Origin of the sequence: Variovorax sp. H27-G14 (assembly GCF_046156345.1) — a bacterium.
GTDB lineage: Bacteria > Pseudomonadota > Gammaproteobacteria > Burkholderiales > Burkholderiaceae_C > Variovorax.
Map to the genome: position 1 here is coordinate 1,042,296 of NZ_JAYLVN010000001.1, position 13,790 is coordinate 1,056,085.

Genomic DNA, 13,790 nt, shown 5'->3' on the forward strand with positions numbered 1-13,790 from the left:
GGGGGCGGATTATCCCCGCCCTGGCGTCCGCCTCAGTCGAAAGAAAGCTGAACGACCGTGCGCCCAGGTCGGCTTTCCACCACCAGGCCCGCGCCGATGGCCCCCGCGCGCTCCGCCAGCGCCCGCGGCGCGCGCGTGGCGTCGAAGCCCTTGCCGTTGTCGATCACGCGCAACAGCAATGTGCCGCCCCGCATGTCGGCCTCCATGCGCAGCACGCTGGCCTGGGCGTGCTGCAGCACGTTGGATATCGCCTCGAACAACAGGAACTGAAGTTGCCGCATGGCCTGCGCGTCGAGCCGCGCCACCGGCGTCACTTCTTCCACCGCCCATTCGAGCGCAATGCCTGCCGCCGCCAGCCGGGGTTCCAGCCGGTAGCGCGCCGCCGCCAGCAAGGCGCCCACGTCGCCTGGCGGCAGGTGGATGGAATCGATCGACAGCTTGAGCTGGTCCAGCGAGTCGCGCAGCGTGCGCAGCAGGTCGCCCGAGCTGGTCTGGCCCGACTGCAGTTGCCGAATCGCCGAGCTGATGTGCGAGCCCACGCCGTCGTGCATGTCGCGCAGGATGCGCTCGCGCTCGTGAGTGCGCGCCTGGTCGCGCGCCGCCGCCTCAAGCTCGGCGTAGGTGGCCGCGAGTTCGCGCTCGCGCTGGGCCACGCGGTCGGCCAGCGCCGTGACCCATCCACGCGACTGCACGGTGGCGGCACGAAAGCGCCGCAGCACGATCAGCAGCAGCGCCACGCCGAAGAACACCGACGAATAGCGCACCCAGGTGGTTTCTCCATAAGCGTCGCTCAGGCGGATCACCAGCCAGTCGCGCACGCCGAATGCCAGCGACACCAGCGCCGCGCCGGCGACCAGCCACTGCTCGGTGCTCGGGCGGCGCACCGTGGCCACGAAGAAAGCACCCACGAAGCCAGCAACGAACACGATCTCCACGGCCAGCCAGCCAGTCAGCCACAGGGGCTGTTCGCGCTGCAGGGCCAGCGTGCTCGCGGCCGCGGTACCGACGACCACGGCGGCCAGCGGCCAGCGCAGCCACTGCAGGCGCGGGTTGCGCGCCCAGCCGGACAGATGAAAGCAGAACATCATGGCCGAGGCCGTCCAGCCCGCGTAACAGGTGGCCATGAGCACGCCCCAGGCGCCCCACGGCAGCGGCGGCTCCGCGAGCACCCCGTCGCCCACGCGCACGGCCCAGCAGAACTCGGCCAGCGCCACCCACAGGTAGATGCCGTCGCGCTGCGGCCCGCCCGCGCCTTGCACGCCGACCTGCGTCAGCCACAGCCCCAGCGCGACGCCGCCCACCACCAGGCTGAAGGCCGTCAGCAGCACCGAGCCGGTGAAGCGCCACGTGTAAGCGCTCTCGAACAGTTCGGTGCGCACCGGCGCCGCCGGCCCGATCACCACGCGCGACAGGCCCGCGCGCCGTGCGGTGTCGGCCCGCAGGCGTATCTGCAGGCGGTTGTCGCCCTGCTTCAGCAGCCGCCCAGGCACCGCCACATAGATGGGTGCCTTGGCATAGTCGGCGTCGTTGCCGCGGCCAAGGTCGCCGTAGACCTGCAGCAACGCGTCGTTGAGCTGCACCTCGAAGACATTGCCCACGCGCGGAATGAAGATGCCCCACGGGGTCTCGGGCGCCGCATCGAGGTGGAACGGCAGGTCGAAGCTCGCGAACCCGGAGCGCCCGTGCTGCTCGCGGTCCCAGTGATAAGAGAGATCGACCGGCGCCGTGCGCGCGACGCCGTCGACAGTGGTCGTCACGGTGCCGTGGCGCAACTCGATCGGCGCCTCCGACGCATGCGCCACCGACATCGCCGGCAGGCCGACCAGACTGGCCAGCAGCATCACCAGCCACAGCAACAGCAGCGACACCCGCCTCGGCCGCATCTGGCGTCAGCCCGGGTGGGACAGCAGGCCGAGCCGCGTCGCTTCAAAAACCGCTTCGCTCTTGGAATGCACCGCGAGCTTTCCGTAGAGGTTCTTGATGTGGGTCTGCACCGTGTGCACGCTCAGTCCCTTGAGCCGGGCAATCTCCGCATAGGAAAAGCCTCGCGCAATGAGCGTGAGCACCTCGTGCTCGCGTGCCGACAGCAGCCCGCGGTCGGACTCCTCGGTGGCCGCTTCGGGCATGGCGCCCGGCGCGAGGCCCGCAGAAATGCCGGCACCCATGCCCGCCGCAATGCCCGGGAGTGCCGCCGATTGCAGGCTGCGGTACTTGGCCAGCACACGCCGCGCGATCATGGGCGAGATCGGCGAGGCGCCGGCCTTCATCTCCACGATGGTCTGCGCAATGTCTTCGGGTGCGGCGTCCTTGTGGATGTAGCCGACGGCGCCGGCCTCGATGCTGGCGAGCACGTTCTCCTCGTCGCCGAACACCGACACCACCAGCGGCTCGCAACCGGGAAAACGCGCCACCGCGTCGCGAATCACGTCAAGCCCGGTGCCGTCGGGCATGCCCAGGTCGACCAGCAGCACGTCGGGAATGGTGGTGGTGCGGGCCAGCCAGGCCAGTGCTTCCTGCACCGTGCCCGCGCTGCCGAGCCAGTAGAGGCGCGGGCTGCGCTGCACGCTGGCCTCGAAGAAGGCGCGCGCGCGGCTGTCGTCCTCTACCACCAGCACGCCCCAGCGGCGTGGCGTCGCATCGTGCTGAGCCTCAGTGTTCATGGACGGAAGCATAAGCCGCGCGGTGTGCCGGAAATCCGGGCATGCCTCCCTCGTTCATGGGATGCACGCAACAGAACCGGGCCCGACACTTGCGCCGCTTTCAGCGGCATGAACAGCGCCATGGCCTACGGTTCATGACTGCCTTCACGCGGATGAAGTAGCCCGAACGTAGGCCATTCAAGCTTCCATGGCCACGCTCTGAATACTTTTGAATTCCTCGCATGCGACAACACCCGACAAGGGTGCATGCGGGAAGCCTCAGCACCCTGTCATCGGTAACTTCCGTCTTTACCGAAGAACCCCGCCCAGAGGGGTTTTTGTACGTTGGAAGCGGCCTCGCGAGAACAGACCTCATGCAAAATTACCTCGCCCCGACACCTGGGGTGCAACGTCAGTACCCGCCGTCTCTTCCTCGCATGGATCCGCAAACCACTCACCTGCTGTACCTGCATGGCTTTCGCTCCTCGCCTCGGTCGACCAAGGCGCGGTTCATGGCGCAGCGCGTGGCGCAACACCATCCGGACCTGCACTGGTGGTGCCCCCAGCTGCCGCCGTCGCCGCACGACGCCATCGACATGGTGATGAAGGGCATTGCGCACTGGCCGCGCAAGTCGATGGCGGTGGTCGGCTCTTCGCTCGGCGGCTTCTACGCCACCTACGTGGCCGGCATGACGCGCTGCCGCGCGGTGCTGCTCAACCCGGCGGTGCATCCGGCGCGCGACCTCACGCGCTACATCGGCGACCAGACCGTGTGGCACGACCCGTCCGAGCATTTCTACTTTCGCCCCGAATACATCCACGAGCTGCGCGCCATGGAAGTGGGCCAGCTCACGCGGCCGGAGCGCGTCTTCGCCATCATCGCCAAGGGCGACGAGGCGCTCGACTGGCACGAAATGTCCGCGCGCTACCCCGACAGCAACATCAAGCTGCTGGAGGGCAGCGACCACGCCCTGTCGGATTTCGAGACAGCGCACCTGGACGACGTCATGTCGTTCATCAACCCGGTCTGAACACGCCCGGGCCGGACGGGCCCCTGCTGCATGGGAGAATCCGGCCCATGTTTGTATTGTTTGAAGAAGCCGGCAAGTACCTCGGCGGCCGCGTGCTGTCGGAGGCCGAATCGTCGGCGCAAGTCGAGCTCGACACGGGCAAGCGCGTCAAGGTGAAGAGCGCTAACATCGTGTTGCGTTTCGAAAAGCCCTCCCCCGCCGACCTGATCGCCGAGGCGCGCACGCTGGCCGCCACCCTCGACCTCGACCTGGCCTGGGAATTCGCAACCGACGGTGAATTCGGCTTTGCCGAACTGGCCGCCGACTATTTCAGCGACAAGCCCTCGCTGGCGCAGCAGGCCGCGGCCTTGTTTGCGCTGTTCGAGGCACCGCACTACTTCCGCCGCGCGGGCAAGGGGCGCTTCAAGAAAGCGCCGGCCGAGATCGTGCAGCAGGCGCTGGCCGCCATCGAGAAGAAGAAAGCCGTGCAGGCGCAGATCACCGAGTGGGCCAGCCAATTGGCAGAGGGCGTGTGCCCCGCGCCCGTGCGCGAGCAGCTCTACAAGATACTGTTCCGCCCCGACAAGAACGCGCCCGAATACAAGGCCGTGGTCGACGCATCGCGCGCCACGCAGCGCGCGCCGCTCGACCTGCTGGAACGCGCCGGCGCCATCGATTCGCCCTACCAGTTCCACTGGCGGCGCTTTCTGTTCGAGAACTTCCCCAAGGGCACCGGCTTCCCGGCGCTCGCGGCACCCGCCATCGTGGACGACCTGCCGGTGGCGTCCGACGTGCAGGCCTTCTCGATCGACGATTCGCAAACGACCGAAATCGACGATGCGCTGTCGGTGCAGGGCCTGGGCACGGGCACCGTCACGGTCGGCATCCACATTGCGGCGCCGGCCCTGGCGCTCACGCCCGGCGGCGCCATCGACACCGTGGCGCGCGCGCGGATGTCCACCGTCTACATGCCCGGCTACAAGATCACGATGCTGCCCGACGAGGTGGTCAACACCTACACGCTGCTCGAAGGCGGCGACCGCCCGGCCGTGTCGCTCTATGCGCGCTTCGACGAAGCCACGCTGGAGCCGCAAGGCACCGAAACCAAACTGGAGCGCGTGCCCATCGTGGCCAACCTGCGCCACGACCAGCTCGACGCCGTCGTCACGCAGCCCTGGCTGGAAGACGCCGCGTTCCAGAGCGACAACACGCCCGACGCCGCGGCGCAACTGCGCGCCCCGCTCTCCTTCCTGTTCCGCCTGGCCAAGCAGCTGAAGGCGCAGCGCGAGGTGGTGCGCGGCAAGCCCGAAAACTTCAACCGGCCCGACTACAACTTTCGCCTCGTCGGCAACGACGGCAACGAGCCCGTAGGCAACGAGCAGGTGCAGATCAGCACGCGCCAACGCGGCGCGCCGCTCGACCTGATCGTGTCCGAGGCCATGATCCTGGCCAACAGCACCTGGGGCAGTTGGCTCGGCGAGCTGGGCGTGCCCGGCCTGTACCGCAGCCAGGCGAGCCTGGCGCCCGGCATCAAGGTGCGCATGGGCACGCGCGCGCTGCCGCACGCGGGCCTGGGCGTGAAAAGCTACGCTTGGAGCACGTCGCCCCTGCGCCGCTACACCGACCTGGTGAACCAGTGGCAAATCATTGCCGCCGCGCGCCACGGCAAGACCGCCGCGCTGGCCGCGCCGTTCAAGCCCAAGGACGCCGACCTGTTCTCCATTCTGTCGGGCTTCGACGCGGCCTATGCCACGTACAACGCCTACCAGGGCGGCATGGAGCGCTTCTGGACGCTGAAGTACCTGCAGCAGCAGGGCATCACCGAGCTGGAAGCCACCGTCATCAAGGACCTGCCCAACGGCGCGCTGGTGCGTGCCGAGACGCTGCCGCTGGTGTTCCCGGTGGCGGGCCAGCAGGAACGCGGCGCACGGCTGCGCGTGAAGCTCGGCGAGGTCGACGAGATTGCGCTCGACGTGACCGGCACGGTGCTCGAACGCCTCGACACGCCCAAGACCGATGCGGCCGATGCCGCCGGTGCGGAAGAAGAGAGCGACGAAGACGACGTGGTGGCCGGCCCGATCGCCATTGCCGTCGACCTGACAGACACCGAGGCCGCGCCCGAAAACACGCCTGCATGAACACCGGCAGGTCGTCCGGCGAAGTGCGCCCCCTGGAGGAATTTCGAGCATGAACTTCAAGGACCTCAGCACGCTGCAGATTGCCCTGGGCGTGTCGGTCATCGCGCATGTCGCGCTGCTTGCGGTGCGCTTTGTCGACCCCGAGTCGTTCAACAAGGTCTTCAGCGAAACGCCGCTCGAAGTGATCCTGGTCAACAGCAAGACCAACGACAAGCCCGATGCCAGCGCGCGCGTGATGGCGCAGACCTCGCTGGCCGGCGGCGGCGACCTCGACAAGGGCCGCGCCACCAGCCCGCTGCCGCCGTCGAGCTTTACCACCATGGGCGACTCTTTCGAGGACTCGCGCCGCCAGCTGGAGGCCATGCAGGCCCAGCAGATGCAGATGCTCGCGCAGCTCAAGCGCGAACTCGCCGCCATGCCGGTGCCCGACCCGCGCGCCGCCGGCGAGCCGACCGAGGTGGTCGCGCGCGAGGAAAAGCGGCGCCAGATGGTCGAGCTGCTCGCCGAAATAGAACGCCGCGTGAACGAAGAAAACGCGCGCCCCAAGAAGCGCTATCTGAGCCCCGCCACGCGCGAGGCCGCGTATGCCATCTACGTGGACACGCTGCGCCGGCGCATCGAGCTGAAGGGCACCGAAAACTTTCCCACGGCCGCCGGCAAGAAGCTGTACGGCGAACTGAAGATGACCATCACCGTCAACTTCGACGGCCGGGTGCTCGACACGTCGGTGGACGAAAGCTCCGGCGACGTCACGCTCGACCGGCGCGCGCAGGCCATCGTGCGCAGCGTGGGCAACTTCGGCAAGTTCACCGACGCCATGCGAAAGCAGACCGACCAGATCGTGCTGCAGTCGCGCTTCAAGTTCACGCGCGACGAGACCATCGAGCTCTCGTCCCAGTAACACCGACCACCAAGACCACGCCACCGGCGGCAGCGGAGACAAGGCCATGGACCTGTACTGTGTAATGGGCAACCCCGTCGAGCACAGCCGCTCGCCGCGCATCCATGCGCGCTTTGCCGAACTCTGCGGCCAGCAGATGGACTACAGCCGCCGGCTGGTGCCGCTGGGCGCCTTCGCCGAAGGCATTGCGGCCTTTCGCCGGGAAGCCGCCGAGCGCGGCGACACGGCACGCGGCTGCAACATCACCGTGCCCTTCAAGTTCGACGCGGCCGCGCTCGCGCAGCACACCACTGAACGCGCCACGCTCGCGCAGGCGGTGAACACGCTGCGCTTTGCCGACGACGGCAGCCTTCATGCGGACAACACCGACGGCATCGGCCTGGTGAACGACATCGTGCGCAACGCCGCGGTGCCGCTCCAGGGCAAGGCGCTGCTGCTGATCGGCGCGGGTGGCGCGGCGGCCGGCGTGCTCGGCCCGCTGCTCGACGCGGGCGCCGCGCGCGTGGTGGTGGCCAACCGCACCGTCGGCAAGGCCGTCGAACTGGTGCGCCGCCATGCGGCCATTGCGCTGCGCCACGGCGCCGCGCTGGAGGCCTGGGCGCTCGACGAAGTGCCGGGCAGCTTCGACGTGGTGGTCAACGCCACGGCCTCCAGCCTGGCGGGCGACGCGGTGCCGGTGCATGCCGCCGTGCTGCGCGAAGGCGGGCTTGCGGTCGACATGATGTACGGCCCCGCGGCCGCGGGCTTCATGGGCTGGGCGCGCGCGCATGGCGCGGTGGCGCGCGACGGGCTCGGCATGCTGGTGGAGCAGGCGGCCGAGGCGTTCGAGGTCTGGCGCGGCGTGCGCCCGCCGTCGGCGCAGGTGCTGGCCGAACTGCGTGACGAGTTGCGCGACCAGCTTCGCGCCGAACTGAAATGAAAGCCGTGCTGCGCCTGATCGCCTGCCTCTTGGTGGCGGGCGTGGCCCTGGAGCTGTTCTTCGTGGCGCGCATCGCGGCCATGGCCGTGGTCGATCCGCAGAGCACCGCGTTCCAGCGCTCAGAGGCCTGGCAGATCGCCATCCACCAGGGCAGCGAAGGCGGCTGGCGGCAGCAATGGGTGCCTTACGGACAGATCAACGACACGCTCAAGCGCGCCGTCATCGCGAGCGAGGACGCGGGCTTCGTCGACCACAACGGCGTGGAGTGGGAAGCCATCGAGCGCGCGCGCCAGCGCAACGCCAAGGCCGAGGAGCTCGCCACCAAACGCGCCGCGCGGGCCGTGGCGCGCGGCAAGCCGGTGCAGCCGGTGCGCCTGCGCGGCGGCTCGACCATCACGCAGCAGCTGGCCAAGAACCTGCTGCTCTCCGGCGAGCGCACCATGCTGCGCAAGGGCCAGGAGCTGGTGCTCGCCACCTTGCTGGAAGTGTTCCTCGACAAGCGGCGCATCCTGGAGCTGTACCTCAACAACGTGGAGTGGGGCGAAGGCGTGTTCGGCGCGGAGGCCGCATCGCAGTACTACTTCAAGAAGCCCGCGGCGCGCCTGAGCGCCAACGAGGCCGCGCGCCTGGCGGTGATGCTGCCCAGCCCCAAGTTCTTCGAGCGCCGGCCCGGCTCACCCTACCTGAGCGGCAGGGCCTCGACGGTCATGGCGCGGATGTCCTCGGCCGAACTGCCCTGAGCGCATCGCGCAGGTTTTCCAGGGTCAGCACGGCCGCGAAGCCGATCACGTAGGCCAGCACGTCCCACCAGTCGGCGGTGCTGCCGAGCACGATGCGCAGCGCGCGGTTCGAAATGCGCAGTTGCCACACCGACGCCAGGTACTGGCCCAGTTCCACCGCGCACCCCACGCCCAGCGCGGCCAGCGCCAGCGGCCACACGCGCGTGCCGATCGCCGTCTTGAACACGAAGTACACCCACACCACGGCCAGCACATCGCCGAAGAAACTGCGCACCCAGCCCCATCGCGCGCCGACGGTGGCCAGCAGCACGAGCAAGATGAAAAGGGCCACCGCCCATGCCAGAGAAAGAGGATCGAAACGCCATCGCATGGCCCGTATCATCGCGCCCATATGCTGGCAAAGCTCACGGGTTGGTTGTTGTTGGGAATCGTACGGTTGCTCACGGGCGCGCAAGCGCGTTGGTATGGCTGTCCGCCGAAAGCCGAGCAGCGCATCTATTTCGCCAACCACCAGAGCCATGCCGACCTGGTGATGATCTGGGCGGCCTTGCCCGAGGAGTTGCGCAGCATCACGCGGCCGATTGCGGCGCGCGATTACTGGGCCAACACACCGTTCAAGCGCTGGATCACCACAGAGGTGTTCAACGCTGTGTACGTGGAGCGTGCAGCCGCGGCGCCTGCGGCAGCGCCGTCCCCAGTTGCTCCCGCGCCGGCCGTACCCAACGTGGTGGTGTCGACACCACCGACCGAGCGCATCGAGCCCTCGATGGAACCCTTGCTGCCGCGAACGCCGGTGCCGCCGTTGATGCAGTTGATGCAGTTGACGCCTGTCGAGTCGACACCCGAGGCGCAAGGCCGGCTCGATCTTCCAGAGCCGCCCGCACCGCCGCCGCTGCCTGAGCCCGAGCCAGAACCTGCGCAGCCCGAAGCACCGGCCGTCGCGGAGGCTCCGCTCTCCGACCCGCTCGCCCCACTCATCGAGGCCCTGCGCAGCGGCGACTCGATCATCATCTTTCCCGAAGGCACGCGGGGTCACACCGGCGAGCCGCAGAAGTTCAAGTCGGGCCTCTATGCGCTGGCCACGATGTTCCCCGACGTGGTGCTGGTGCCGGCCTGGATCGACAACGTGCAGCGCGTGATGCCCAAGGGCGAAATCGTGCCGGTGCCTATTCTTTGCTCGGTGACTTTCGGTGCGCCCATACGTGTCGAAGAAGGCGAGGAACGGCGCACGTTTCTTGATCGCGCGCGTGCTGCGGTTGTCACTTTGCGCGATGTCTGAGATGACACCTGCGTTCTTTGTTCGATGCGCTCGTCATTCAGGGCGCGCACACGCCGACGAGGTACCTTGCTCCGCGAATGTCCCCCGGGGCTTCGCCCCTCCTCCTTTATTTCGCTGCGCAAGGCACCCCATCGGCGTGTGCGTGTTCAGAGCCGGAGTTGATCGGCGAGCACACAGAGCGTGCCCGGTGCACAGGGCGTCGGGTACTCCCCGCAGCGAAATAAAGGAGGAGCGAAGCGGGGGACATTCGCGGAGGGGAGTACCCGGCGGCCTGTGCACGCGCCCTGAACAAGAGCCCCGAACAAGCGCCCAGAACAACAGCACTCGCAAAAGCGCAGTGAAAACCTGAAATGAACCAGTTCCTGCGCAACCTCACCCCGACCCAACAGGTCGCGGCCCTGTTCCTCATCGTGTTCGGCGTGCTGGTCATCGTGAGCACCACAGCCTTCTTCCTGAGCTTCAGGGAACGCCGCAACCCCGTGCACGACGCCACATGGCAGGCCGAACTGGCGCACTTCCGCGGCCTGCTCGGCACCACCTGGGCCATGGTCGTGATCTTCTGGGTCGGCTGGGCGCTGGGCGAAACAGTCGCCATCGTGTTGTTCGCGTTGATCTCCTTCTTTGCGTTGCGCGAGTTCATCACCCTCTCGCCCACACGTCGCGGCGACCACCGCAGCCTGATCCTTGCCTTCTTCGTGGTGCTGCCCATTCAGTTCTGGCTCGTGGCCACCGCGCGCTTCGACCTGTTCACCGTGTTCATTCCGGTCTACGTGTTCCTCGCCATTCCGGTGGTCAGCGCGCTGTCGAACGACGCCAGCCACTTTCTGGAACGCAACGCCAAACTCCAGTGGGGCATCATGGTCTGCGTGTACGGCATGAGCCACGTGCCCGCGCTGCTGCTGCTGACCTTCCCCGGCTACGAAGGCAAGAGCGCCTTCCTCGTGTTCTTCCTGGTGTTCGTCGTGCAGACCTCGGTGCTGGTGCAACACCTCATCTCGCGCCGCATGCAACGCACACCCTTTGCGCCCAACGTGAGCCGCAGCTTCAACTGGACCAGCTGGGGCATCGGCATCGGGGTGGCCAGCCTGGTGGGCGCGCTGTTCTCGTTCATCACGCCGTTCAAATTTGGCCAGGCGCTCGCGGTGTCCGTCATCGCCTGTATCGCGGGGTCGATGGGGCACCTGGTGATGAAGGCGCTCAAGCGCGACCGGGGCATTCCCAACTGGGGCAAGAAGGGCGTGGGCGTGACCGGTGCCAACGGCCTGCTCGACCGCGTCGATGCCCTGTGCTTCGCCGCCCCCATCTTCTTTCACTCCATCCGCTGGTACTTCAACGCCTGAAGCGCCTCAGGCGCCTCAGGCGCCTGAAGCACCGCCAGGCCTTCAGGCCTTGCGGCGCACCACGCGGTCGAACACCTGCTTGGCCATGCGCCCCAGCGCCTTGGCCTTCACGGCCTGCAGCTCGCGCGCCATGCGCGTGCGCTGCGGCGCTGTCAGCGCGGTGCCGAACCGGCCCAGCGCCTGCTCCAGCGCCGCACGCTGCGACGCCACATTGCCCTGCCGGCCTTCGGCCTCGGCCAGCCATTCGCAGGCATTGGCCACACGCTCGCGCAAGGCCGCGTCGCCCGACTCGCCGAAGCGCGCAATGAGCACGCGATACGCCTCGGCCTGCCCGGCCGTGTCGCCGAGCTTTTCGAGCACCTTGGCCTTGTTCACCAGCGACTTGGCGGCCCAGAGCTGAAGCGCGCTTGCTCGGGCGGCGGCGGTGCGCGCAACCACCTCGTCGTAGCAGGCGATGGCCTCGGCCAGCCGCCCGGCCTGGCGCAGCGTGGCGCCCTTGCGGAACAACGCGCCGGCCACGCGCGCACGCAGCTCGGGCAGATCGGAGTTGCCCCAGCGCGCGACGATCTGGTCGTGCACCCGCATCTCTTCCTCGGGCTGGCCCAGGCGGTCGAGCGCGGTGCTCTTGTACTGCAGGCACAGCGCCACCTGCTCCTGCATGGCCGTCGATGCGTCGGCGCCGTAGCTCGCGTCCATCGCGTCGGCCGCCTCGGCAACTTCGGCGAAGCGCGCCAGCGCGATCAGGCAGAAGGCCTTGTGCACCAGCGCTCGCGCGCATTGGCGGCGCAGCTCGGGGTGCGTCGACGCGGCATGCGCGGCGAGCACCTCGTCGAACAGCGCGATGGCCTGCAGCGGCTCGCCCGCATCGCCGTGCTTGCGGCCGTCCCTGAGCTTGTCGCGCACCGCGTCGCGCGTGGCGACGGAGAGTTCGCCCGCATCGGACGGCCCTGCCCTGCGCAGCCGCTTCAGGCAGGCCAGGCGCCCCGACGTCGCCTTGGCCAGGGTCGCCTGCAGCTCGGGTGCCGTGGCATCGTGCAAGGCGGCCGTCAGCCGCTCGTACACCGCGAGTGCATCGTCGGCTCGGCCCAGCAACTCGAGCAGCACAAAGCCCTGGTTGAGCCGCGTGCTCGTCACCGTGCGCTGCACGGCGGCATCGGTGTCATAGGCGAAGGTGGCCAGCAGCCGCTCGCAGGCATCCAGCGCCGCCGTGCCGTCGCCCTGGTCGCGCAGCCCCACGGCCCAGTCATACGCGCGCACGACCGCCATGCGCCGCACCTGCGAGGAGGCATCGCGCCCATACCGCTCGAGCAGCCAGCCCACCAACTCGGCGCGGCGCGCCTGCTCGTCGAGCCCCAGCCCGTCGAAGAACAGCGTGAGCGCGCGCACGCCCTCCACGCGCAGCTCGGGCGCCGCATCTTCCAGGCCGGCCTCGATCTGGTCGGCCACCTGCAGGCACAGCACCTGGGCCTGGGTGTGCTGCGCCAGTTCGCGCAGGTTCAGCACTGAGGCGAGCCGTGCCCGCGCCACGCGCAGCACCACGCCGGGATCGGTGTCGGCATCGAAGCGCTCGATGGCCGCGTCGAGCGTGGCCAGGGCGCTCTGCGGCAGGCCGCGATGGTGTTCGATCTCGGCCTTCAGCAAGCGGGCGTCCATGCGCCATGCATCCAGCGCGGCATCGGCCTGCGCATCGAGCAGCGTGCTCATGAGGTCGCAGGCTGCGCAGCGGGCCTCGGGCTCGTCGATGAGCCAGGTGCGCTGCAACAGCGCGTGGGCCATCTGCGCGCGAATCTCTGGCTCGGCGCGCTGGCCATGCGCCGCCACCAAGCGGTCGAGCGTGGTCAATGCATCGCCGGAGCGGTGCAGCTGGCGCAGCATGTGCGCGATCAGTTGCAGCGCCTGGCAGCACGGCACCACCACGCCGGCCTCGGGCCGGTCCGCAAACGCCTCGAGCAGCCGGCTGCAAGCGGCCAGCGCATCGCCGTGGCGGCCCAGGTCGTTGAGCAACTCCGCATGGCGAAAGCTCGCGGCGGCCCGTTCGGCGGGATGCTGCAGGCGCACCATGTCGGCCTGTGCGTCATCCAGTTGCTGCAGCGCGGAGGACTCGACTACATTCACATTCGCTTCCTTGTGTGGCGCGCCCCGCACACGGAGCGGGGCTGGCTGTACGAAGGGGCGGATTCTGCCCGCGATCGCACGGCTTTTTCGCGGGCTTTCACACCCATTTCGACCCTCTTTACCCGGGCTTAGGCCTTTACGTTTCCTTTCATGCGCATTCTTGGCATCGACCCCGGCTTGCAGACCACCGGCTTCGGCGTGGTCGATGCGGACGGCCATGCGCTGCGCTACGTGGCCAGCGGCACCATCAGCACCCGGCACCTGGGCACAGGCAATCTGCCGGCGCGTCTGAAGGTGCTGTTCGACGGCATCGCGGAGATCACCGCGCGCTACCAGCCCGATGCGTCGGCGGTGGAAATCATCTTCGTCAACGTCAACCCGCAATCGACGCTGTTGCTCGGGCAAGCGCGCGGCGCCTGCGTGACGGCGCTGGTCACGCAGAACCTCTCGGTGGCGGAGTACACCGCGCTGCAGATGAAGAAGGCCGTGGCCGGCCACGGCGCTGCCGCCAAGGCGCAGGTGCAGGAGATGGTGAAGCGGCTGCTCGACCTGCCCGGCCTGCCGGGCGCCGACGCGGCGGACGCGCTGGGCATTGCCATCACGCACGCGCAGGTGGGGCGTTCGATGGCGCGGCTGGCGCAAGCGGCGGAGTTGTCGAAGACGCATGCCGGCACGTACCGGCAGGGACGATCGCGCTGAGGGGCGCGCG

Annotated in this window: 12 protein-coding genes; 8 read left to right on the forward strand and 4 right to left on the reverse strand. The window is 68.4% G+C overall.

All coding sequences use genetic code 11. From position 1 onward, the window contains the following. Positions 1–32: 32 nt before the first annotated feature. Both VLK31_RS04825 and VLK31_RS04830 read right to left on the reverse strand, forming a co-directional pair. A complete protein-coding gene (locus VLK31_RS04825; protein ID WP_409167221.1) occupies positions 33–1,883 on the reverse strand; it encodes a histidine kinase in 1,851 nt (616 codons plus the stop codon). Positions 1,884–1,889: 6 nt separating this feature from the next. After that, a complete protein-coding gene (locus tag VLK31_RS04830; protein WP_409167222.1) occupies positions 1,890–2,672 on the reverse strand; it encodes a response regulator in 783 nt (260 codons plus the stop codon). Between the two features lie 404 nt (positions 2,673–3,076). On the opposite strand from VLK31_RS04830, the gene VLK31_RS04835 reads away from it, so the two are divergent. From VLK31_RS04835 to VLK31_RS04855, 5 genes are read left to right on the forward strand one after another with little or no spacing between them, the layout of a single operon-like run. Beyond that, positions 3,077–3,670, forward strand: a complete 594-nt coding sequence (locus tag VLK31_RS04835) for a YqiA/YcfP family alpha/beta fold hydrolase (protein WP_409167223.1) — start codon at positions 3,077–3,079, stop codon at positions 3,668–3,670. A 47-nt stretch (positions 3,671–3,717) separates the two neighbouring features. Further along, a complete protein-coding gene (locus VLK31_RS04840) occupies positions 3,718–5,787 on the forward strand; it encodes a ribonuclease catalytic domain-containing protein (protein WP_409167224.1) in 2,070 nt (689 codons plus the stop codon). A 49-nt stretch (positions 5,788–5,836) separates the two neighbouring features. Continuing rightward, the gene (locus VLK31_RS04845; protein WP_409167225.1) at positions 5,837–6,688 is read left to right on the forward strand and encodes an energy transducer TonB; all 852 of its coding nucleotides are present in this window, start codon (positions 5,837–5,839) and stop codon (positions 6,686–6,688) included. Between the two features lie 46 nt (positions 6,689–6,734). Continuing rightward, the gene (aroE, locus tag VLK31_RS04850) at positions 6,735–7,607 is read left to right on the forward strand and encodes a shikimate dehydrogenase (RefSeq protein ID WP_409167226.1); all 873 of its coding nucleotides are present in this window, start codon (positions 6,735–6,737) and stop codon (positions 7,605–7,607) included. Then, positions 7,604–8,347, forward strand: coding sequence for a transglycosylase domain-containing protein (locus VLK31_RS04855; protein WP_409167227.1), 744 nt, complete (start codon positions 7,604–7,606; stop codon positions 8,345–8,347). The genes aroE and VLK31_RS04855 overlap by 4 nt, the downstream gene beginning before the upstream one ends. Here the strand turns inward: VLK31_RS04855 and VLK31_RS04860 are convergent. After that, the gene (locus VLK31_RS04860) at positions 8,313–8,729 is read right to left on the reverse strand and encodes a DUF2809 domain-containing protein (RefSeq protein ID WP_409167228.1); all 417 of its coding nucleotides are present in this window, start codon (positions 8,727–8,729) and stop codon (positions 8,313–8,315) included. The two genes, VLK31_RS04855 and VLK31_RS04860, sit on opposite strands and share 35 nt — an antisense overlap. 9 nt (positions 8,730–8,738) lie before the next feature. On the opposite strand from VLK31_RS04860, the gene VLK31_RS04865 reads away from it, so the two are divergent. Both VLK31_RS04865 and VLK31_RS04870 read left to right on the forward strand, forming a co-directional pair. Beyond that, positions 8,739–9,626 (forward strand): lysophospholipid acyltransferase family protein, encoded by an 888-nt coding sequence (locus VLK31_RS04865; RefSeq protein ID WP_409167229.1) that lies wholly within the window; start codon positions 8,739–8,741, stop codon positions 9,624–9,626. Between the two features lie 350 nt (positions 9,627–9,976). Further along, positions 9,977–10,966, forward strand: coding sequence for a phosphatidate cytidylyltransferase (locus VLK31_RS04870; RefSeq protein WP_409167230.1), 990 nt, complete (start codon positions 9,977–9,979; stop codon positions 10,964–10,966). Between the two features lie 42 nt (positions 10,967–11,008). Here VLK31_RS04870 and VLK31_RS04875 read toward each other — a convergent pair whose 3' ends face one another. After that, complete coding sequence (locus VLK31_RS04875) at positions 11,009–13,081, reverse strand: hypothetical protein (RefSeq protein ID WP_409167231.1); 2,073 nt, start codon at positions 13,079–13,081, stop codon at positions 11,009–11,011. 150 nt (positions 13,082–13,231) lie between these two features. Here VLK31_RS04875 and ruvC point away from each other — a divergent pair, with 150 nt between their 5' ends. Continuing rightward, positions 13,232–13,780 (forward strand): crossover junction endodeoxyribonuclease RuvC, encoded by a 549-nt coding sequence (gene ruvC, locus VLK31_RS04880; protein ID WP_409167232.1) that lies wholly within the window; start codon positions 13,232–13,234, stop codon positions 13,778–13,780. Positions 13,781–13,790 lie beyond the last annotated feature (10 nt).

Excerpts from the sequence above, each read along its gene's own strand:
- VLK31_RS04825 (WP_409167221.1), bottom strand. The coding sequence starts at position 1,883 with ATGCGGCCGAGGCGGGTGTCGCTGCTGTTGCTGTGGCTGGTGATGCTG.
- VLK31_RS04830 (WP_409167222.1), bottom strand. The coding sequence starts at position 2,672 with ATGCTTCCGTCCATGAACACTGAGGCTCAGCACGATGCGACGCCACGC.
- VLK31_RS04835 (WP_409167223.1), top strand. The coding sequence starts at position 3,077 with ATGGATCCGCAAACCACTCACCTGCTGTACCTGCATGGCTTTCGCTCC.
- VLK31_RS04840 (WP_409167224.1), top strand. The coding sequence starts at position 3,718 with ATGTTTGTATTGTTTGAAGAAGCCGGCAAGTACCTCGGCGGCCGCGTG.
- VLK31_RS04845 (WP_409167225.1), top strand. The coding sequence starts at position 5,837 with ATGAACTTCAAGGACCTCAGCACGCTGCAGATTGCCCTGGGCGTGTCG.
- aroE (WP_409167226.1), top strand. The coding sequence starts at position 6,735 with ATGGACCTGTACTGTGTAATGGGCAACCCCGTCGAGCACAGCCGCTCG.
- VLK31_RS04855 (WP_409167227.1), top strand. The coding sequence starts at position 7,604 with ATGAAAGCCGTGCTGCGCCTGATCGCCTGCCTCTTGGTGGCGGGCGTG.
- VLK31_RS04860 (WP_409167228.1), bottom strand. The coding sequence starts at position 8,729 with ATGATACGGGCCATGCGATGGCGTTTCGATCCTCTTTCTCTGGCATGG.
- VLK31_RS04865 (WP_409167229.1), top strand. The coding sequence starts at position 8,739 with ATGCTGGCAAAGCTCACGGGTTGGTTGTTGTTGGGAATCGTACGGTTG.
- VLK31_RS04870 (WP_409167230.1), top strand. The coding sequence starts at position 9,977 with ATGAACCAGTTCCTGCGCAACCTCACCCCGACCCAACAGGTCGCGGCC.
- ruvC (WP_409167232.1), top strand. The coding sequence starts at position 13,232 with ATGCGCATTCTTGGCATCGACCCCGGCTTGCAGACCACCGGCTTCGGC.